Source organism: Alphaproteobacteria bacterium (assembly GCA_023898725.1).
GTDB lineage: Bacteria > Pseudomonadota > Alphaproteobacteria > JAUHZC01 > JAUHZC01.
Genome location: CP060236.1, coordinates 830,267 through 848,066 on the forward strand (window position 1 = coordinate 830,267; position 17,800 = coordinate 848,066).

The 17,800-nt window shown below is 44.1% G+C and carries 20 protein-coding genes and 1 tRNA gene; 12 read left to right on the forward strand and 9 right to left on the reverse strand.

Going from position 1 to position 17,800, the window contains the following annotated elements; all coding sequences use genetic code 11:
• The first annotated feature begins 79 nt into the window (after positions 1 to 79).
• A complete protein-coding gene (locus H6849_03835) occupies positions 80 to 1,720 on the forward strand; it encodes a ComEC/Rec2 family competence protein (protein USO01203.1) in 1,641 nt (546 codons plus the stop codon).
• On the opposite strand, the gene H6849_03840 is transcribed toward H6849_03835, so the two are convergent.
• The 3 genes from H6849_03840 to H6849_03850 form a co-directional block, all read right to left on the reverse strand.
• Positions 1,622 to 2,506 (reverse strand): RNA polymerase factor sigma-32, encoded by an 885-nt coding sequence (locus H6849_03840; protein USO01204.1) that lies wholly within the window; start codon positions 2,504 to 2,506, stop codon positions 1,622 to 1,624. The two genes, H6849_03835 and H6849_03840, sit on opposite strands and share 99 nt — an antisense overlap.
• A 49-nt stretch (positions 2,507 to 2,555) precedes the next feature.
• Positions 2,556 to 3,521: an RluA family pseudouridine synthase gene (locus H6849_03845; GenBank protein ID USO01205.1), complete on the reverse strand. Its 966-nt coding sequence runs from the start codon at positions 3,519 to 3,521 to the stop codon at positions 2,556 to 2,558.
• 115 nt (positions 3,522 to 3,636) lie between these two features.
• Positions 3,637 to 3,713: transfer RNA gene (locus tag H6849_03850), tRNA-Asp, on the reverse strand.
• Positions 3,714 to 3,870: 157 nt separating this feature from the next.
• Here H6849_03850 and H6849_03855 point away from each other — a divergent pair.
• The 4 genes from H6849_03855 (at position 3,871) to apaG (ending at position 6,524) form a co-directional block, all read left to right on the forward strand.
• Complete coding sequence (locus H6849_03855) at positions 3,871 to 4,062, forward strand: zinc-finger domain-containing protein (GenBank protein USO01206.1); 192 nt, start codon at positions 3,871 to 3,873, stop codon at positions 4,060 to 4,062.
• A gap of 27 nt (positions 4,063 to 4,089) precedes the next feature.
• Positions 4,090 to 4,728, forward strand: a complete 639-nt coding sequence (locus tag H6849_03860) for a DUF502 domain-containing protein (GenBank protein USO01207.1) — start codon at positions 4,090 to 4,092, stop codon at positions 4,726 to 4,728.
• A 58-nt stretch (positions 4,729 to 4,786) separates the two neighbouring features.
• The gene (locus H6849_03865) at positions 4,787 to 6,052 is read left to right on the forward strand and encodes an MFS transporter (GenBank protein USO01208.1); all 1,266 of its coding nucleotides are present in this window, start codon (positions 4,787 to 4,789) and stop codon (positions 6,050 to 6,052) included.
• A gap of 79 nt (positions 6,053 to 6,131) precedes the next feature.
• On the forward strand, positions 6,132 to 6,524 hold the full coding sequence (gene apaG / locus H6849_03870) for a Co2+/Mg2+ efflux protein ApaG (GenBank protein ID USO01921.1): 393 nt from the start codon (positions 6,132 to 6,134) through the stop codon (positions 6,522 to 6,524).
• Positions 6,525 to 6,599: 75 nt separating this feature from the next.
• Here the strand turns inward: apaG and H6849_03875 are convergent, their stop codons facing one another.
• Both H6849_03875 and mltG read right to left on the reverse strand, forming a co-directional pair.
• Positions 6,600 to 7,400, reverse strand: a complete 801-nt coding sequence (locus tag H6849_03875; protein USO01209.1) for a hypothetical protein — start codon at positions 7,398 to 7,400, stop codon at positions 6,600 to 6,602.
• A gap of 201 nt (positions 7,401 to 7,601) precedes the next feature.
• The gene (gene mltG, locus H6849_03880) at positions 7,602 to 8,600 is read right to left on the reverse strand and encodes an endolytic transglycosylase MltG (protein ID USO01210.1); all 999 of its coding nucleotides are present in this window, start codon (positions 8,598 to 8,600) and stop codon (positions 7,602 to 7,604) included.
• 103 nt (positions 8,601 to 8,703) lie between these two features.
• Between mltG and H6849_03885 the strand changes: the two genes are divergently transcribed.
• The 5 genes from H6849_03885 to H6849_03905 all read left to right on the forward strand — a co-directional run bounded on the left by H6849_03885 (position 8,704) and on the right by H6849_03905 (position 11,883).
• Complete coding sequence (locus H6849_03885; protein USO01211.1) at positions 8,704 to 9,102, forward strand: PTS sugar transporter subunit IIA; 399 nt, start codon at positions 8,704 to 8,706, stop codon at positions 9,100 to 9,102.
• A gap of 21 nt (positions 9,103 to 9,123) precedes the next feature.
• Positions 9,124 to 9,393: an HPr family phosphocarrier protein gene (locus tag H6849_03890; GenBank protein ID USO01212.1), complete on the forward strand. Its 270-nt coding sequence runs from the start codon at positions 9,124 to 9,126 to the stop codon at positions 9,391 to 9,393.
• A gap of 207 nt (positions 9,394 to 9,600) precedes the next feature.
• Positions 9,601 to 9,726 (forward strand): 50S ribosomal protein L36, encoded by a 126-nt coding sequence (rpmJ, locus tag H6849_03895; protein USO01922.1) that lies wholly within the window; start codon positions 9,601 to 9,603, stop codon positions 9,724 to 9,726.
• 126 nt (positions 9,727 to 9,852) lie between these two features.
• Positions 9,853 to 10,257 carry a DNA-directed RNA polymerase subunit omega gene (locus tag H6849_03900; GenBank protein ID USO01213.1) on the forward strand — a complete coding sequence of 135 codons (405 nt, stop codon included), beginning with the start codon at positions 9,853 to 9,855 and terminating at the stop codon, positions 10,255 to 10,257.
• 396 nt (positions 10,258 to 10,653) lie between these two features.
• A complete protein-coding gene (locus tag H6849_03905) occupies positions 10,654 to 11,883 on the forward strand; it encodes a serine hydrolase (protein USO01214.1) in 1,230 nt (409 codons plus the stop codon).
• A gap of 1,336 nt (positions 11,884 to 13,219) precedes the next feature.
• On the opposite strand, the gene rplI is transcribed toward H6849_03905, so the two are convergent.
• From rplI to rpsF, 3 genes are read right to left on the reverse strand one after another with little or no spacing between them, the layout of a single operon-like run.
• Complete coding sequence (rplI, locus tag H6849_03910; GenBank protein ID USO01215.1) at positions 13,220 to 13,810, reverse strand: 50S ribosomal protein L9; 591 nt, start codon at positions 13,808 to 13,810, stop codon at positions 13,220 to 13,222.
• A 12-nt stretch (positions 13,811 to 13,822) separates the two neighbouring features.
• Positions 13,823 to 14,134, reverse strand: a complete 312-nt coding sequence (locus H6849_03915; protein ID USO01216.1) for a 30S ribosomal protein S18 — start codon at positions 14,132 to 14,134, stop codon at positions 13,823 to 13,825.
• A gap of 5 nt (positions 14,135 to 14,139) precedes the next feature.
• Positions 14,140 to 14,574: a 30S ribosomal protein S6 gene (gene rpsF / locus H6849_03920; GenBank protein USO01217.1), complete on the reverse strand. Its 435-nt coding sequence runs from the start codon at positions 14,572 to 14,574 to the stop codon at positions 14,140 to 14,142.
• Positions 14,575 to 14,805: 231 nt separating this feature from the next.
• Here rpsF and H6849_03925 point away from each other — a divergent pair, with 231 nt between their 5' ends.
• Positions 14,806 to 15,684: an HRDC domain-containing protein gene (locus H6849_03925; GenBank protein ID USO01218.1), complete on the forward strand. Its 879-nt coding sequence runs from the start codon at positions 14,806 to 14,808 to the stop codon at positions 15,682 to 15,684.
• A gap of 149 nt (positions 15,685 to 15,833) precedes the next feature.
• On the opposite strand, the gene H6849_03930 is transcribed toward H6849_03925, so the two are convergent.
• Positions 15,834 to 16,619, reverse strand: coding sequence for an N-acetylmuramoyl-L-alanine amidase (locus H6849_03930; protein ID USO01219.1), 786 nt, complete (start codon positions 16,617 to 16,619; stop codon positions 15,834 to 15,836).
• Positions 16,620 to 16,805: 186 nt separating this feature from the next.
• Here H6849_03930 and H6849_03935 point away from each other — a divergent pair, with 186 nt between their 5' ends.
• Complete coding sequence (locus tag H6849_03935; protein USO01220.1) at positions 16,806 to 17,690, forward strand: hypothetical protein; 885 nt, start codon at positions 16,806 to 16,808, stop codon at positions 17,688 to 17,690.
• Positions 17,691 to 17,800 lie beyond the last annotated feature (110 nt).

A 17,800-nucleotide genomic window follows, 5' to 3' on the forward strand; every position in this document is an offset into this window, starting at 1 on the left:
ATCATAAGCAAAATAATAACGTATGTATAGATCGCATCGCATTCTGACTCGATTTTTATGGCACATAGGTAGCATACGCATGTTCACGCAAGCGCTTTACCAAGATAAAAGCCAAATTTTTTACTGGTATGTGATTATTTTTGCTGTGGGTATAGGGGTTTATCAGTGCTTTTTGTGTTTGTGGTCTTCTTTGGTCGCATGGGGTGCCGTTGGCTGCATTGCGGTGCGCATCATGTATGATCAGAAACTATGTCACGGAGTTGGGGTGCCTCTTGCGCTTGTTGGCGGTATTCTTCATATGCATTGGCATAAAAGTATGCGCTATGCCAATACTTTAGTGGATAAGGCCTATGTAGAAAAGGGTGTGTGGGATGTGGATTCTTCACAAATATGGGAAAAACAATGCCAAATGGTGTTGCGTCGTAAAGAGTGGAAGATACAGGCGTGGACATCACGGAATCGCTGTTCTCAAGAAGGGCAACGTGTTTTTGTGCATGGGCTTGTTTCTCCTGTGTTCAGCGGGAAAAAATATGGATTCTTTGATCGTAGCGATTACTTGCGGTGGCAGGGTATTCAGGGGCAGATGAAAATTTGGCACATACATACACTTCCTTCATTTTTGGGATCGCCGGCGCCGCAATTACCCTCCTTGCGTATCCGTATTATAAAGCGTGCAGAGGACCTCACCGTCTATCATCCCCATGTGGCAGGTGTTTATCAAAAACTGGTCCTTGGAAAGGGGATGGTTAATCAAAAAGTACGATGCCATTTTGGAAACACGGGTATTTCTCATGTACTGGCTGTTTCGGGATTACACGTTAGTTTATTAGGTGGCGTCATTGCAGCAAGTATGCGTGCCTTGACACTTATATGGGGACGATCATGGTATGCACGGGCGTTTATGGTTGCAGGCGCTATGATGAGTCTTCTTGTGGTGGGGGGGTATTGTTGGCTGTGTTGGCCATCAATAACAGCTGTGCGTGCGACAATTGCAGCAGCGTTTCTGACGTTTTTTTCCATCTGCCAACGTCAATTGTGCCTGATATGGGCAAGTCTTGGTGGGGGGCTGGGCGTACTCTTGGTGTGGCCAGAGGCTCTTTTTAGGCCAGGCTTTCAAATGTCGATCTTGTGTGTGCTCACGTTAGCTGGAATGCACACTCGTCGCGTAGGTGTTCCGGCATACAGGGACTCTGTGTTGCAAGAATTTCCTATTCGAACGCTTAGCAACCTTTCTGTTACCCTGCGTTTGAGCGCTCTTACGGCTGTCTTTGCTTCTCAAATCCCTGGAGGTGGAGTTCTGGGGATTGGGGTATTGGCAAATTTTGTGGCAATTCCATTAATGGGGTTTGTGCTTATGCCAATTCTGCTTATCGATGTCAGTCTCGTGTGTGTTGGGATTGAACCGAATGAAAGTTGGAATAGGGTGTTGGTGTTGATATTTCGATTGTTATTTCTCATTGGGGAGCAGTTCGACCGGTTAAATGTTCTGGCAATGGTGCGTGTTGAGGGGCTTTCTTGGGTAAGCATGCTTGCTGCAGCAGCCGGAGTTTGTTGGTGTTCGTTGTGGCGTCATCACTGGTATTTATGGGGTCGTGCCTTTTTTTTCATTCCTTTTTGTGAGCTAATTTGGCAGGCCTTGCGCAAAGCTGCGTACTTTTCTGAGGGCTACGGATTCAATCTGACGAATGCGTTCGCGGGAAATTCCAAATTTTTGACTTAGAACCTCTAGCGTTTTTGGTTTTTCTTGGCAAATTCTGTGCATGATGATCGCACGTTCGCGGGCGCTGAGTTGTGACAGAAATGACTTAGCCAGATTGAGACGATAGGTATGTTCATTTGTTGCGATAACATACTCTTCAGGGTTGAGAGCATTGTCTTCAGTGATGTCTTCAAACGTTGATTCGTCTCCATCACCTCCTGAACTCAGGGGTGTTTGAAGAGAGAAATCACGTCCTCCCAGACGTTGCTCCATGTTGGCAACTTCTTGTGTGGTGACACCAAGTTCACTAGCAATAGATTGACATTGTGAGGAAGATAGCGTTTGGCTATCTTCACCCTGAATTTTTGCTTTTAACCGTCGCAATGTAAAAAAAAGTTTTTTTTGTGCCCGCGTTGTGCCAACCTTGACCAAAGACCAATTGTGAAGAGCGTACTGTTTTAGCTGTGCATGAATCCACCATGTGGCATACGTTGAAAATCGAGCACCCTGCGCCGCATCAAAATTCCGTACCGCAAGGGAAAGCCCCACTGTTGCTTCGGAAATAAGCTCCGCCATGACAAAATTATATCCACTATACCCACCGGCAATTTTTATGGCAAGCCGCAGGTGCGTGTTGATCAGTGCTTGGGCAGCTTCAATGTTACCATTCTCGACCCACATTTTGACGAGGACCTCCTCCTCATGAGGCGTCAAGAGGGGAAATTTATTTACACTCCGAATGTAATGAGAGAGGGAGTCTTCACCAGACAGCGGCGTGATCGGTCGTTTGAACTTGCTAAGATCCATGCATATACAGTGTAATTTTATTCTAAATTAGCAAATTATCGCCAATATTTCAAGTTATTTTGATTTCTTTCTTAAACTTATCAAATAAATAGGGAGTATTCGCCTCAAATGAAATCTCTTTGTTTGTTTCTGGGTGAATAAAGTGCAGTTCATAGGCGTGTAAGTGCTGATGGTTGTGTGCGGCTAAGTGAGCGTTTATTCGTGCGCGAAGCTGTGCGGTGGGAAAGCGAGGCAAGCGTCCATACGTTGTATCGCCAACCAAGCCATGACCAATAGACGCCATGTGCACCCGAATTTGGTGTGTGCGCCCACTATGGAGGGTACACGCAACAAGACTTGCTACCTCATCGTATATTTCTTGCACACGATATTCTGTCCGGGCTTCTTTGCCATGGGTTTCTGTAATTGTCATTTTTTGGCGATTAAAGCGTGATCGTGCGATTGAGCCATCAATTGTTCCGAAAAGAGGTTTAGGTAAACCCCAGACAAGTGCCATATATTTACGCCCAATTGTGCGACTGGCAAACTGTTTGGTCAGGTGTTGATGGGCATGGTTAGTCTTTGCGACAACCATGAGTCCACTTGTGTCTTTATCTAAGCGGTGGACGATTCCCGGCCGTTCGACGCCGCCAATCCCAGAAAGAGATCCCTGGCAGTGATGAATTAACGCATTGACTAGTGTCCCGCTGTGATTGCCTGCCCCTGGGTGGACCACAAGCCCTGTTGGTTTGTTAATGACAATAAGATGGTCATCTTCGTACACAATTGTTAACGGAAGAGGCTCTCCCGCAATGTGGTTTGAGGCCGCTGGAGGAATGGTGATTCGAAGTCTGTCTCCACCATGAATTTTATGGCGAGGTTTTGTGACTGTGTGACCGTTTAGCGTTACATGCTCACCCTCAATCAGATTTCGTAACTGTGTGCGTGAAATATCTGGAAGAAGAGCGGCAAGAGCGGCATCAAGGCGCTGACCGATGCACAAAGAGGGCTGATCGTCCTGCTCTGATGAAATCATAAAAAGGTGAGTATCGTTGTTCAACATGGGTTCATATAGCGTTTGTGGACTTACAATACGTGGAGATAGGCCCCGAAACAATCATGGTAAATATCTTTACTAATGATAAGGAAAGTGGCGCGAGTGACGGGACTTGAACCCGCGACCTCCGGCGTGACAGGCCGGCGCTCTAACCAACTGAGCTACACCCGCTAAGGACACATAAGGAACTACAGGACTTATGTTTGTACGTCAAGCGCCTTCTTTAATAAATTCTGCTTTAGGGGCGTTTGATAAAGGGATACGCAATCACTTGCGAGGGGGCTTTTTACTACGTATGATGCTTATATGTTTTGAAAAATAAATGCTAATGCCTGACGAACGACGGAGTGATCAACCAAAAAACGACCATGTTTATGTTGATGAAAAGGAAACACAGATTTCGTGCGGTGGGGCTGGTATTTTAAGCCATCCTAAGATATATCTTGCGTTCGGCCATCGTTCTGTGTGTGTGTGTCCGTACTGTGGTCGTTTGTTTGCGCGCAAAACACATACTGCATAACCCCAGTTTTAATAAAGGAGTCACCTGATGAAAAAGGCTTTTAATGCACTTTTAGCACGCTTGCGTACATATTTCTTCACAGGGATTCTTGTGACTGTTCCGGGTATTCTAACAATTTATGCGGTTATTTTTATTGTTAGCTCGGTTGATCGTGTGATTACACCTCTTTTGCCAGGATTTATTAAGCACTGGATTCTTTTTCAGGGGGTTCCAGGAATTAGTTTTTTTATCGTTTTACTATCTTTGGTAATCATTGGGGCCATTATGGCTGGCGTAATTGGCAAATCAGTATTGGGACTGGGTGAAAAAGTGGTTAATAAGATGCCTGTTGTGCGCACATTATACGGAGGCACAAAGCAAATTTTAGAAACCATGGTTTCGTCGAAGTCAAATTCTTTTCAGAAAGTGGTCTTGGTGGAATTCCCGTGTGAGGGATCATGGTCCTTAGGCTTTATCACAACAGAGGCCAAGGGACCTGTGCAAAAGTCCCTGAATAATGATTGCCTCAGTATTTTTGTGCCAACTACACCTGTGCCTACCTCGGGGTATCTTCTGTTTTTGCCCCAAGAACGTGTGCGTGCTGTCAATATGACGGTAGAGGAAGGATTGAAAATGGTTATTTCTGTGGGAATCGTCGCCCCGGAAGAAGTCTCCTTGCCTAATTGAGTGTAATCGTTTAGGTCTGTAGTCTTAGGTTCAGTATCGTTTTGTGTGCTTTGATTCGATGAAAAAACAAACAATTACAAAAGCAGAAAACCTCTCGTGGTTCATGTGGCTTTGTGGGGGTATTTTTTATGCCTATCAATTTGTACTACGTGTCTCACCTACGGTTATGGTCCAGGAAATTCGGGCAGATTTATCTCTACAAAATTGTGATTTAGGTATCCTAATTTCTTATTACTATAATGGGTATGCCTGGCTGCAAATTCCTGCGGGGTTCATTCTTGATTATATGGGTCCACGTCGACCAATAATTTGGGCAACGGGATTGTGTTCGGTCGGTTGTGTTTTGTTTGGTCTTGGTGAGACCCTCTTTACTATGGGAATTGGTCGTTTTATGATCGGTGTTGGGTCTGCTTTTGCCTTTCTTTCTGCTTTGAAAATTGCTAATTTGTGGTTCCCCAAACGATTGCTACCGTTGATGGTTTCTCTGACGTTGTTGATGGGGTCCTTGGGGGCAACTGTTGCGGGCATTCCCTTAACGCTTTTGATCGAAAGCTATGGGTGGCGCATCACACTTGTTATTTTTGGTGCTATTGGCTTTATGTTGATGGGCATCAGTGCCTGCGTTGTGCGTGATCACCCGCTGCATCTGCAAATAGAAAATCGTCTTGAATGGAGCCGCATATGGGCTGACTTCCTATTTTTGATTCGCAGTATTCAAACGTGGATCTTTGGAATGTTTGGTTTTTGCATGTACGTTCCACTTTCTGGATTTGGAGATCTGTGGGGGACAAGCTATGTTATGGCGGCTTATGATATTTCTAAGATGCAAGCTTCGGGACACATGACTGCTTTTTATCTTGGTATTGGTCTGTCAGGTCCTGCAATTGCTGCAATGAGTGATCACCTCAAGACACACAGTCGTGTAATGCGGTGGACAGCCCTTTTAGGTTTTATTAGCTTCGTTTACCTTTTATACGGCCCAAAAGTTCCTTTGTGGATGCTGGGCCCTTATCTTTTTATCGCCGGCGGATGCGTGGCAGGACAATTTCTTGCCTTTACAAGTGTGAGTGTTTTAAACCCGACCAACTTAAGTGGCCGCGCAACAGGAGTATATAATATGTTTTCTATGGTGAGTGGTGTTGTGGCTCAACCTTTTATTGGGAGTATACTTGATATTTGCTCCCCTGGTGAAGGTGAGGCAAGCCTTATTGCTTTTCAATATGGGTTGAGTGTGATGCCGGTGGTTCTTTTTGTCTCATTCATCTTGACCTTTTGGATGAAGGAATCATATTCTTACAAAGGAGTAGAGTTTGCTGCGTCATAAGACTAAAAAGGTTCTAAATATGAAAAAATCATTCATACTAAGGCGTGACGATCTGTCAGAAACCGCTGTGGATGCTCACATTTTTGCACGTCGCTCCCACTGTGTCGAAATTAAGGTTATTCCTTTTTATTTAGAGGATGAGTCTGCCCCTTTGGATCAAAAATATGTTTGGGCCTATCATGTGCAGATTTATAACAAACGTCCTAAGGCAGTGAAGCTTTTGAAGCGTGTCTGGGCTATTACGGACGGGATGGGAATAACACGAGAGGTTCGGGGTGAGGGTGTCATTGGTGAGCAACCAATCATTGAGCCAGACAGCCTTTTTGAGTATACCAGCGCTGTTCCTTTGACTACGCCTACGGGCTTTATGTCGGGTTTTTATGAAATGGTTGATATTGATGGTCATGACTTTTCTGCAAAAGTTCCGGCATTTTCACTCGATAGCCCTCATGTAATCAGTACACTTCAATAGCAAAGGAAACCTCTCGGGAAGCGAGAGGTCTCCTTTTTTGCGAAGCTTGTCTTTTTTGTGTTTTGTGAGGGAACCCTAGTAACCCCCAACACCGGAGGTGGGACTTGGATACCTGTCGTCTCTCGGGTCGTTTCTTTTTCTTTTTTCACTAATATGCGTGTATGTATGATTAGGTGTCTCAAAATCATCATCTGCTCGAGGATCTATAGCTCGTGTTTGCCGCAAACTGCTGATCGTCGGTGCAGATCGAGCGTAGCCAGCAGGTGTGGGAGTATCTCTTTCTTCCGTGGGATCAATTCTTTGCCTTCCATACTTATCCTGCAACAGCTCTGTCAATGTCTTTTTATAGGATTCACGGTGATCGGATACGGCATTTTCGTCAATTGTAGCCAGGCGTTCGGTATGCTGACGAGGCACTGTGCTATAAGAGGATCGGAAGTTATCTGGGTGCTGATCATCTGTTCTGCGCGGATAGGATGTGCGAGACTCTGGTCCATAATTCTGAGGCTTGGGAGCCAGTGGAGAGCGCGAGACTGGCTGTGTATAATCGGTATAAGAGGGAGATCTGCCAACACTCACTTCGGTGGTTTTGTTAAAGCTCACCCGTCGAGGGTCTTGTTCTGGTACATAGGGTGCAATGGGGGGGCGTGATACCCGCTGTGTGCAGTCGCAAACAGGTTGATTGTGATCATGCGCTGTAGGCGTTTCGCTGAAACCATTGGTGAGTAGGGCAAGTTTTGCGCGAATTTTTGCCAAACGTGCCTCTAGGACTTCCGTTGGCAATGCTGCCTCTGAAGCCGTAACCTGGGATGCATATGTTGTGAAATCACCTGCTGTTGTCGCTATAAGTGCTATAAGAAAATATTTTTTGTTCATTTTTTTATAAATGAGAAACTTAATATATACGATAATCAATTATTGTTTCTATTTTATTAACTCTTATTTTTTTATTGCCAACAAACAAAATATCTATTTTATCTAGTGTTTATCCAAACACTTCTTTCTTTGCTCATAGTTTTTTTGCTGCACCTCAAAAAACGTTTGGCTGTCTGACGCTGAGCCAGAAAAATGCATTTTTTATATTTTTGCTTGGGTATCTGCATTGCTTTTTTCTGCGCGGATTTTTCTCCATAGACGGTGGTTGCGCGCATGTTGAGAGGAAAACCGTGAGAACACGTGACCTCCTGTGCCGTCTGCCACAAAATATAGATCTTGTGTGTTGGAGGGGTTTGCTGCTGCTTGAAGACTTTTTATGCCAGGGTTTGCAATGGGGTCAGGAGGTAATCCGCTGCGGGTATAAGTATTGTAGGGTGTGTCTATTTTTAGTTCTTTCTTGGTTAACCCTTGATTCCACGAACGCTCTTGATTGGTGTAGCAGCAACCATATAGCACCGTGCAATCGGCCTGTAGGCGCATGCCCTTGCGGAGACGGTTAACAAAAACTCCCGCAATATGGTTTCTTTCAGAGGAAAGTGCGGTTTCTTTTTCAATAATCGATCCCAATATAACCAGGGCTTTAGGCGAGGGCAGAACATCTTTTGTCTGTGCCTGTGCCCAAAGTTTTTTAGCAATTTGATGAAGATTTTTTTGCATACGCTTATAAAGCTTATGGCGCGATTCACCTTGATTGTAAGCGTATGTATCCCCGAGAAGGGTCTGTGTATGGTCGAGAGGAATGGGCGGTCCGCTAAGGCGTTTATTGTTATTGATCAGGTGAATAACTTCATAAGGTGTGCTTCCCTCGATGACGGTAAAAAAGAAAACACGCCCATCCGAGCGCGTTAAGAGCCTGAGAAGCTTCCTATACGAAAGCTGTGATGGAATAATGTATTTTCCTGGTTTAAGACAGCGTCCTGTCAAGCGAATGTAAGTCTCAAGTATGGGAAGTCCATCCACAATTTTGCGCTTAACAAGCTGGTCAAGTGTTTTGCGCAGTGTGTCACCACGGTGAATAATAACAGGGATGCGCCGAAAGTTGAGGGTTTTTCCGCTATGAATGAATGACCATCCCCCGACGAGGAGTGTTACTATTACAAAACTAAGAAATCCCACAAAATACGTTATAGTTTTGGTCATAGAAATGCCCACGATGTTTTAATTATCTGCTTTTTAGCGAATAAGGATTGCACCTCAAGGCTATTTTTCATATCGTAAATCATGGGAGGTTAAAAAGAAACATATGATTGGTATTATTGTCATTGCTCATGGGCGTCTAGCCTACGAATTTGTCGCTGTTCTCGAGCACGTTGCTGGCCCCAGAAATAACCTTAAGGCCCTGGGAATTAATCCGGATGATAACATTATTGCTCAGCGCGTGACGCTTGAGGAGATGATTACCCAAGTAGACTCGGGACGGGGCGTTGTGTTGGCTACTGATATGTTCGGTGGAACCCCGTCAAATTTGGCAATTGCAGTATCGAAGGGGAAAAATGTGGAGGTTGTGGCGGGGGTAAATTTACCGATGCTGATCGATCTTGTCCAGCGACGTGAGGCGAACCTTTCATTGAATGACATCGTTTTGGCATCTCGGGCCGCAGGACAAAACTATATGAATGTTGCATCAAGCTTTGTAGCGTAGACAAGGAGTAGTGAACACACGGTGATTGCAAAAAACGTAACAATTCTTAATATGAAAGGACTACATGCCCGGGCTGCAGCCAAGCTTTCAGGTGTGTGTCAACAGTTTCAAGCAACAGTGTGGATAGGTAAGGGGTTGAGAAAAGTTGATGGCTCTTCAATTCTTGAGCTTTTGAGTTTGGGCGCTGAGTGTGGCAGTCAAATTATTGTTGAGGCTGATGGTGCAGATGAAAAGGAGGCTATCGAACAGGTGGCGCGTCTTATTGCTGGGCGTTTTGATGAATCGTCTTGACGATAAGAAATAACAGATCGTTTAATCCTACAGGGACCGGCTTTGGTGCTGCATGCTCATGCGTAGGTGTTCATACTCCATGGTTTTTTGTGGAGGACCTTATTTATTTTTTATCTCCTTATATTTTTAGGGTTATGTCTTTTTACCTTGACAATGACAGGCAAGAGCCCGTATAAAACGAGTACTATTATTCCTAAGGGTTCTTTTGTGCGCGTAGTAAGCTCAATCAAAGCATTTAAAAAACGTGATAAAAATTGCCAGGTCGTGCGTCGCCATGGCCGTATCTATGTTATTAACAAGCGGAACCCTCGGTTTAAGGTTCGGCAGGGCTAATGCAAGTCTTGAGTGCGATGCGATAATGTATCGATCCACTCTTTGTTTTTTCTGGGAGTGATAATTACAGTGTTTGTTTCACAAGTCACTCTTTAGGTACCCACTCTTACTATAAAGGCAAAATTCATGGCACGCGTTACAAACAGAGACTGCATCCAAAAAATACCAAATCGATTTGATCTAATCATCCTAACAAGTCAGCGAGCCCGCCAAATTATTGGTGGTGCATCACTAACTATTGATCGCAACGACGATAAGCCAACTGTCCTTGCGTTGCGCGAAGTGGCGGCAGGAACTGTTACGGCAGACCAACTCCGAGAGAGCCTTTTGTACTCACTGCGCAAGCACCATGGCCATCTCGAGGAAACCGAAGAAGAGCTTGAAAGTCTTCTTGCTAGTGATGGTGATTTTTTTCAAGAAGAAGCAGGAAGTTCTGACCTTGAAGATGAGGATTTTTCTGATAACATCGGCTTTGAAAACGATGATATTGCTGAAAATGACTCATCCATAATCATCGGTGATGGTGAATAAACGGATCAATAATTGTCTAAGTTTTCACTTCTCGGTTTTGTGTGTGTATTATTGCTTTACGCATCACTTTTGGCTTTTGCTATAATAACATACTCCTTTTTCTTCATATAGATTTCTTTGTTTTTTAGCCTAGTTTCTTTTAGAGGCTAGGCTTTTTATGCGTAGCTTGATTTATACGCATAAAAAATATGCAATATTGTTTGTTTTTTTGTCTCAAAAACTGATGCATGCACATGAAAGTATATTTTTTACTTACGGGTTTGCACAAGGATTCAAAAAATACTATCATAGGAGTGTATATGTAAAGTAACGATTAATATGAATTTTACAAAACTGTCTTAGGAAATTCCTTTAGAGAATTATTAAGGGTTTTAGTACTATAATCACAAGGTAACAATGGTTAAAAATCCGGATTTTAAGAGTGGAATGTATCTAAAGTCTTTACATATCTTGGCGTTGTTGGCGCTGTTGTGTACCGTTGTGGTGGCTCGTCCTATTCCTGCATCCTTTGTTGTTGATATTAATACCGGTCGTGTGTATCACGCACAAAACGCTGATTCCTATGTTCACCCTGCATCACTCACAAAAATGATGACGCTATATATGCTTTTTGAGGCTTTAGATAAGGGGGAAATAAGGATGGATTCATCCATCCGCTTTTCGCGCAATGCGGCGCGTAAGCCACGCTCTAATCTAGGGGTGCGTGCGGGGCAAACGCTGACAGTTAAGCAGGCATTAACCGCAATGGTGGTCAAATCTTGCAATGATGTAGCATGTGCAGTGGCCGAGCGCCTTGCGGGAAATGAAGAACGCTTTGCCCGCATCATGACGCGTAAAGCACGCTCGTTGGGAATGACGCGCACCCAATTCAAAAATGCATCGGGCCTTCATCATCGTTATCAGCAAACAACAGCGCGTGATATGTCAAAACTTGCCGGTGCATTGATGAAAAATTTTCCACGCTATTTTGAGTACTTTAAAGTCAGAACTTTTAGGCATCACGGGCGTAACTATGGAACAACGAATAAACTTTTGGGAAATGTACAGGGCGTTGATGGTATCAAAACAGGATATATTGCAGCTGCAGGCTTCAACCTTACGACGTCGGCTAAGTATAAGGGGCGGCGTTTAGTCGCTGTTGTTATGGGGGGGTCAACGGGCCGTGCCCGTGATATGAAAATGCGTAGTTTGCTTCAGCGTACATTTAGGCGTGTGGATCAGGAATCACAAGGAACTCTCAGCTTTATTCGTGCGGATGGTCGACAGGCTCATATTGAGCAAGCTTTTCCTCGTCTAAAGCCAACGACAAAACTTCAATTGGCTCTAAAGCCAGTGTCCCGAAAACCCCCTGTTCCTATACGGTTGGCAAAGAAAAGAATAAAATCTGCATCCAATTGGCAAGTGCGCATGGGATCTTTAGCCAATAAATCTCAATCTCTCCAGTTGGCCAAAAAGATGCGTGTGGCTCTTACGAAAGCACTTGGTTTTCAACCAAAAGTGCATGTTGGACGAAAAACAAAGGGCAAATCTCAACCACAACTTTTTGCGTTAACAGAACATCAGGCACGATCAGCCTGTCGCGCCCTTCATAGCCGCAACGTACCTTGTGTCGCCCAAAGTGGCTGAGAATGGCATCACACAAATAGTAAACGTATGTGTAACGGGAACTTTAAAACTTTTCTTGCAAATATCGTAGTATCCCCCTAAGAGACCGAAGATTACGGGTTGATGAGAGACTAGAATCATTGTCCCGCTGACCATTTTTTATGGGAGTATAGAATTAATTGTTATTCTGTCCTCGATAATTAGATTACCAGGCCCTAAATCCATTTTTTGAATCGCCTTTCTGGGTCTTTGTGTGGATAGATAAATTTACGTAACAAATCGGTTGCTATGTTTCCAAACGTTTGCAATCCTATTAGGAGGAAGCGTTTGATTAGCAAAAATTTTAGCAGAGTTGATAGGGAAGCATGGTATCCTTGGGTGGGGGAGATTGTTACACCCTCTCCCATAATCCAAATAAATGATAGGATCCGTGGATAATATTTAACGCCTAATCCATAGGGGTGTTACTAATTTTCCATTTTTACACACGCTTAATTTACCTCCCCACTTATCAACTCAGATAGCAAATACAGGCCTTTTTCCTGTGGCATTCCGTTCCCACATCTTTATGAGTGTTGTGACAAGAGTGTTCACCTTTTTCTTTTGTTCCTTAAGAATATCTCTAGCTTTTTGTGTTATATGCAGGACAATAAATCTACCAAGTGCTTAAACGTATAGTATTTTTATGTGTGTATAGACACTTTCTCATTCTTTTGTGTAAGGGTTGCCGGGAATAGGTAAAAAATCCTCTAGCCTATAGACTTTTATAAGTTTTTGAATTCTTTATTTTTTCGTACCTTCTTGCTTTGTTTAAGAGATTTTCTAAGCGATGCCATCGTTGCTATTGTTTGAGCTGTAATCCTCCTCGTGAAAAGTTTATTCGGTTGTGCAGTTTCGTGAGGATGGTCTTTTTAAAAGATTTTTGAAGTAGTGTAGTTTAGCCCCTAGCTGGTAGGTAGGAACAACTGAACTTTCTTTTTTTTCAGGATCAGGTGGGCTTTTTTTAGATAATTGCGTGATTCACACAAAAAATAAGAATGTATCGTTCTTGATACACGATCAATCAGTTGCTTCTGACCTTCGCATAGAGATCGTAGCTATCCCATGAATGAATTCGGTGTATCTCGGGCACATTACTAGGGGATCACAGAACCCTTTTGAATTATATGGGCATAAGTAGATACTCCACGTATGCACATGCTAGTTGTCGAAATCATGAAGCCTTCGTTTGTAGGGGTGTTAAAGTCAGCATCAGATGTCGTATCTGCCCATAAAAAAATCCCCCACCAAATTAAGGAAGGGGATATCATATTCGCTAATTATGAGGCAATAGGTTCAGTGACAGAATCCTTATTCTTTATTCTTCCTCTGAACTATCTTCTATGTCATCAATACTATTGCTTGCTTCCCACTTAGCTGCTTCAGCAGCGGCTTGTGCATCTTTTTCAGCTTTCTTTTCTTCAGCCGATTTTGATGGCTCGCGCAGTTGCTTCGTAGCTTCATCAAGTGTTGCAGCAACACTAATGGGGAGTGTAAAATCAACCTCAGGGTGCAAAACAATTTGCACAGACGATACACTGACTTGTTTAATGGGAGCCGTAAGATGAATCTGACGACGTTCAAGTTTAAAACCTTGTGTCTCAAGAAAATCAACAACGTCACGGTCTGTAACAGAGCCGTATAGTTGCCCAAGTTCACTGGCGTTTCGTTCAAGAATAATTGTAACGGACTTCATCTTTGCAGCAAATTTCTCTGCTTCTTGACGCCGTTCAATGTTTTTTGCTTCAAGCGCAGATTTGCGTGATTCAAACACCTTCATGTTTGCATCAGACGCGCGTAAAGCCTTTCCCTGCGGAAGAAGGTAATTACGGCCATAGCCACTCTTCACTGTGACGATGTCGCCCATGAAGCCTAGATTGCGGACTCGTTCGAGGAGGATCAGTTGCATGGTTGTGTACTCCTATTTTACAACGTAGGGAAGCAAAGCTAGAAAACGCGCACGCTTAATAGCTTTAGAAAGATTGCGTTGAGCAGCGGCTGAGATACCGGTAATGCGCCGTGGCATAATACGGCCACGTTCTGTTACATACCGCTGCAGCATGCGCACATCCTTGTAGTCGATAGCAATGGCATCTTTACCTGAAAAAGGGCATGAACGACGGCGCTTAAAAAAGGGCTTTCTATTACCGCCCTGTGCTGACGAACGATCATCGGAACGCCCTGGCGTATAGGATGATGTGCGGCTTCCTGATTGATTTGATGGGTATGCCATAGTGTTTATCCTTCCTGTGCAGTTTGGCGCGACTCATGGGAGCTGCGTGAGTGGTGATGGGTGCGATCATCTCCTGTGCGGGGGGAACCATGGTTGTTGTCACCTTCAGAAGACAAACGAGCTTGCTTGAGAAGGGGGGATGATCCTTCCGGAACACTTTCAAGCTCAAGTGTGATAAAGCGCAAAATTTCTTCACGCAGTTTCATTGTGCGTTCAAGTTCCGTAACAAACGTACCCGGTGCCTGAATGTACATAATGACATAGTGGCCTTTACGGTTTTTTTGGATAGGATATGCCAAAGGCCGTAAACCACTAAATTCAGTTTTTAACACATTGCCTTTAAAATCGGCAACAATTTTTGAGAATTTCTCAACAAGCTCTTCGACTTGTTTGGAAGAAAGGTCTTGGCGCGCGATAAACACGCTTTCATAAAGATTCATTTATAACTCCTTACGGTTAATGAACGTTATCGTTACAAGCCCATGCGCGTTGAATGAGCAAGGAGGGGAATTTTCCATATTCACTAGAAAATATGAATAGGGGTATACCATTGATTCAGAAAAACACAAGTACTTTCCTTGATTCATTCGCTAAAAAGCCTTATTTTCTTAGTTTTATGTCGAATCTTTGTTCGAGAGGCGGTATAATCAAAATCCAACAAAGGTAATGCCGTGAAAATACATGTCCCCGTCAGTCAAAAAGAGCTTACCCAATGTGTGGAGGGTCTTCTTGCGCATGCGCAAAGCGCTCCTGTTATTATAGGGCTTGATACCGAGTTTTGGCGAGTTCGTACCTATTGGCCACAGCTTTGCTTGATGCAAGTCTGCGTGGCAAATGATGTGTATATTATTGATCCTACGCTTCTTGATGTTTCCGTGATAGCGCCTGTCTTGGTTCATGATAATATTATAAAAATTATGCATGCTGCGGATCAGGATTGTGAAATTTTCATGCATGACTTTAATGTCACACCTGTTTCAGTTTTGGATACACAAATTGCAAGCCGATTACTCAATATGGGCCGCCAAGTGGGATATGCTTCGCTGGTTATGGAGGTGATGGCAGTTACTTTGGATAAGTCTGAACAGCACGGGAAATGGCGAGATCGTCCTCTGACAGAAGAGCAAACGTCCTATGCGGCACGGGACGTGCTTTATCTCCCTCAGTTATATCACTTTTTTGAGAAGCGATTGACGGAAGAAAACCTCATAAACGCCTGGCGTGTGCAAAGTGGGGAAATGATCCTGCATGTGAAAAACAGCCAAGATCCTGCAAACGTATGGAGACGTTGGAACAATAATCGTTATAGCCCGCCAATGCGTGAGCGTCTAAAAATCTTGGCGGAATTTCGTGAACGACTGGCCCAAGAAAGAAATATTCCACGTACCCGTATTTTTACCGATGAGGCATTGGTATCACTGATAATGAATCCGGTTGAAAGCAAAGAAACACTCAAGCGTCTCAAGGGCGTTAGTTCGTGGTTACCAGCACATGAGGCTTTCTGGGAGCTTATTGTATCCATGAGAACCCTTGAAAATTCAACGAGCTAAGTTTTGTTCACATCCCAAAATCCCATTACCCAGGGTAGATGGTTTCTCCTTGGATGAACCCGCTGGCGAGCCACTGGTCCTGTATTTACGAAAGGATAGCATGGAGGCGGTTTTGTCGAGGCTTAGCGGTACAATTTCTTCAGAAAGTTCTATGGTTTGAAACGGTGTTTTTGCATTGCATCAGCCACACATCTCATACGCCAAACTGTTTCTTCATCAGCCTGGCCACTGAGGTTCTCTGGAAGCCAATGCATTTGAAAGGCACGTATCCGCCTTTCTAAGTGTCTGCGCGTCATTGTATCGCAAAAATTATATCCAATCATCCGCAACAAATGGACAACCTGGCCTGCTGATGTATCACCTGCGGATGGGGATGTTCGTTTGGGCCACACGCCAATGCCATGATTTTTCGACAGCCATTCCCAGGGAAACAGTGGGCCAGGGTCAATTTTACGATCGGGGGCAATATCGCTGTGTCCTAATATCCCCTGTTGGGGGATTTGGTGGCGCTTAATAATGTTTTTCATCAGAGGGACTGCTACTTCAAGCTGTCTTGATGAGTAGGGATACCATTGCTCCCGCATGCCCGGTATGATTACTGTGTTTTCTGGGGATAGTTTTTCGTGCCACCGGTATCCGGGATGTACAAACTCAATACCTACAGAGCGGTTGTTAAGGTTATGGATGCCAGCCCAAGAGGAAACACCGGCGTGATGGGCAGCGTTTGATTCAACAACGTGTTGCCAGATCGTTCCCGTATCTGTAACCGTGTAATGTGCACTTACACCGCCTGGCGTTAAAAATGCTTTTTGCGTTTCTAGAGCAGAAATTTGTGTAAAGTGTGCAATTAAAAACTCCACCTTCACCTGATTGCCCGTTGTGGCATCTAACCGCGGGGTGTAATTGGGGGAGGGCTTCGTGATAACAGGAGTCATTGTTGCTGCTCTTCAAAAGAAAAAAGACGCATAATGTTTTTCTCGCATGTGATGAATCAACCTCCGACTTCGATTGCACAAATATAGTATGGCATTTTCATTAATGTGACCACCGTGAAAGACGCGGATTTTTTTCACAGCCAAAATATACGTATAATTACAGATGTATAAAGTAGAATGATTCCATTGAAAAAAAAATCATATTTAATCAGAGTAATTTTATTATTATCCATAGGTGAAACTTCTTTTATTTCTGCCTGCGCCGAGAGCATTCTTGACGATAGTGTTGCCACACAAGCAGTTGGATGCTCAGAATATCCTGCTGTGTGGAATTCTTTTCCCAAAAAAATCAGGATGTGGTTACCAGGGGATCGCCCCCTGCATCGCGGACGGGAACTGTCTCAAAATAGTTTAATTCAGACGCTGAAGGATTTTCCAGACATTTCCTGGGATGACTTATCCCCCCATCAAAAGCGTTTAATTGGGTGTGCGCGTGATGCGGAAGTACGCTGGGCAGAGATGAATGCGCGCGCTTCCCAACGCAGTGTACTATCGGGGGCTGTTGCAGAAGGATTACTGCTTTCTGACGATGAATATGTGCGTCATGTAGCGCCAAATATCCCGCGATGGTTGCGCACGTGGCTGCCGAGCGATCTTCTCTTGAGTGCGCGAGGACCGCAGGCAGACAAGAACATGCTTCTTTCTGAATTGCGGCGTATATACAACCCTTCGCCTGAAAGCGTACATGAGGGTAGTAGCTTTTCGTGGGGTGCGCTAGACAAATTTCACAAAGATCGGATTGAAAAACAAAAAAAACGTATGCAGAATATGCACAGACGCCAGAAACGCAAGAGTCGTAGGCAATTTGTTAGTCCCGGGCGTGCTTCTTTTTCTGGTAAATCAAAAGCCTCCCATCGCGGTGTTTTGGGTCGAGGGTATTCTGTGCGCGCCTATCTTGCTATGACGGAAGAAGAAGATAGAGACAGTTTTTACGGTTATCAAGCCGATGAAGATAGCTCTGCTGCTGAGGCGTCCATAAATGGCAAAGAAAATAAAGAGCCTAGAGGATAGTTTCCCTGTCTGTGTATGGTTCAATATCTGGTCCGTATATCCGGTAAACCCTTTCTTGTTTGATGTCAAAAATAAGCGAGTCTCTTTGTAGGCCTCATCTGTGAGGGAGT

Coding starts and splice junctions, on each gene's coding strand:
- H6849_03885 (USO01211.1), top strand. CDS start 8,704: ATGATTGGTATTATTGTCATTGCTCATGGGCGTCTAGCCTACGAATTT.
- H6849_03840 (USO01204.1), bottom strand. CDS start 2,506: ATGGATCTTAGCAAGTTCAAACGACCGATCACGCCGCTGTCTGGTGAA.
- H6849_03905 (USO01214.1), top strand. CDS start 10,654: ATGGTTAAAAATCCGGATTTTAAGAGTGGAATGTATCTAAAGTCTTTA.
- H6849_03900 (USO01213.1), top strand. CDS start 9,853: ATGGCACGCGTTACAAACAGAGACTGCATCCAAAAAATACCAAATCGA.
- H6849_03915 (USO01216.1), bottom strand. CDS start 14,134: ATGGCATACCCATCAAATCAATCAGGAAGCCGCACATCATCCTATACG.
- H6849_03845 (USO01205.1), bottom strand. CDS start 3,521: ATGATTTCATCAGAGCAGGACGATCAGCCCTCTTTGTGCATCGGTCAG.
- rpsF (USO01217.1), bottom strand. CDS start 14,574: ATGAATCTTTATGAAAGCGTGTTTATCGCGCGCCAAGACCTTTCTTCC.
- rplI (USO01215.1), bottom strand. CDS start 13,810: ATGCAACTGATCCTCCTCGAACGAGTCCGCAATCTAGGCTTCATGGGC.
- H6849_03865 (USO01208.1), top strand. CDS start 4,787: ATGAAAAAACAAACAATTACAAAAGCAGAAAACCTCTCGTGGTTCATG.
- H6849_03930 (USO01219.1), bottom strand. CDS start 16,619: ATGACTCCTGTTATCACGAAGCCCTCCCCCAATTACACCCCGCGGTTA.
- mltG (USO01210.1), bottom strand. CDS start 8,600: ATGACCAAAACTATAACGTATTTTGTGGGATTTCTTAGTTTTGTAATA.
- H6849_03860 (USO01207.1), top strand. CDS start 4,090: ATGAAAAAGGCTTTTAATGCACTTTTAGCACGCTTGCGTACATATTTC.
- H6849_03835 (USO01203.1), top strand. CDS start 80: ATGTTCACGCAAGCGCTTTACCAAGATAAAAGCCAAATTTTTTACTGG.
- H6849_03875 (USO01209.1), bottom strand. CDS start 7,400: ATGAACAAAAAATATTTTCTTATAGCACTTATAGCGACAACAGCAGGT.
- H6849_03855 (USO01206.1), top strand. CDS start 3,871: ATGCCTGACGAACGACGGAGTGATCAACCAAAAAACGACCATGTTTAT.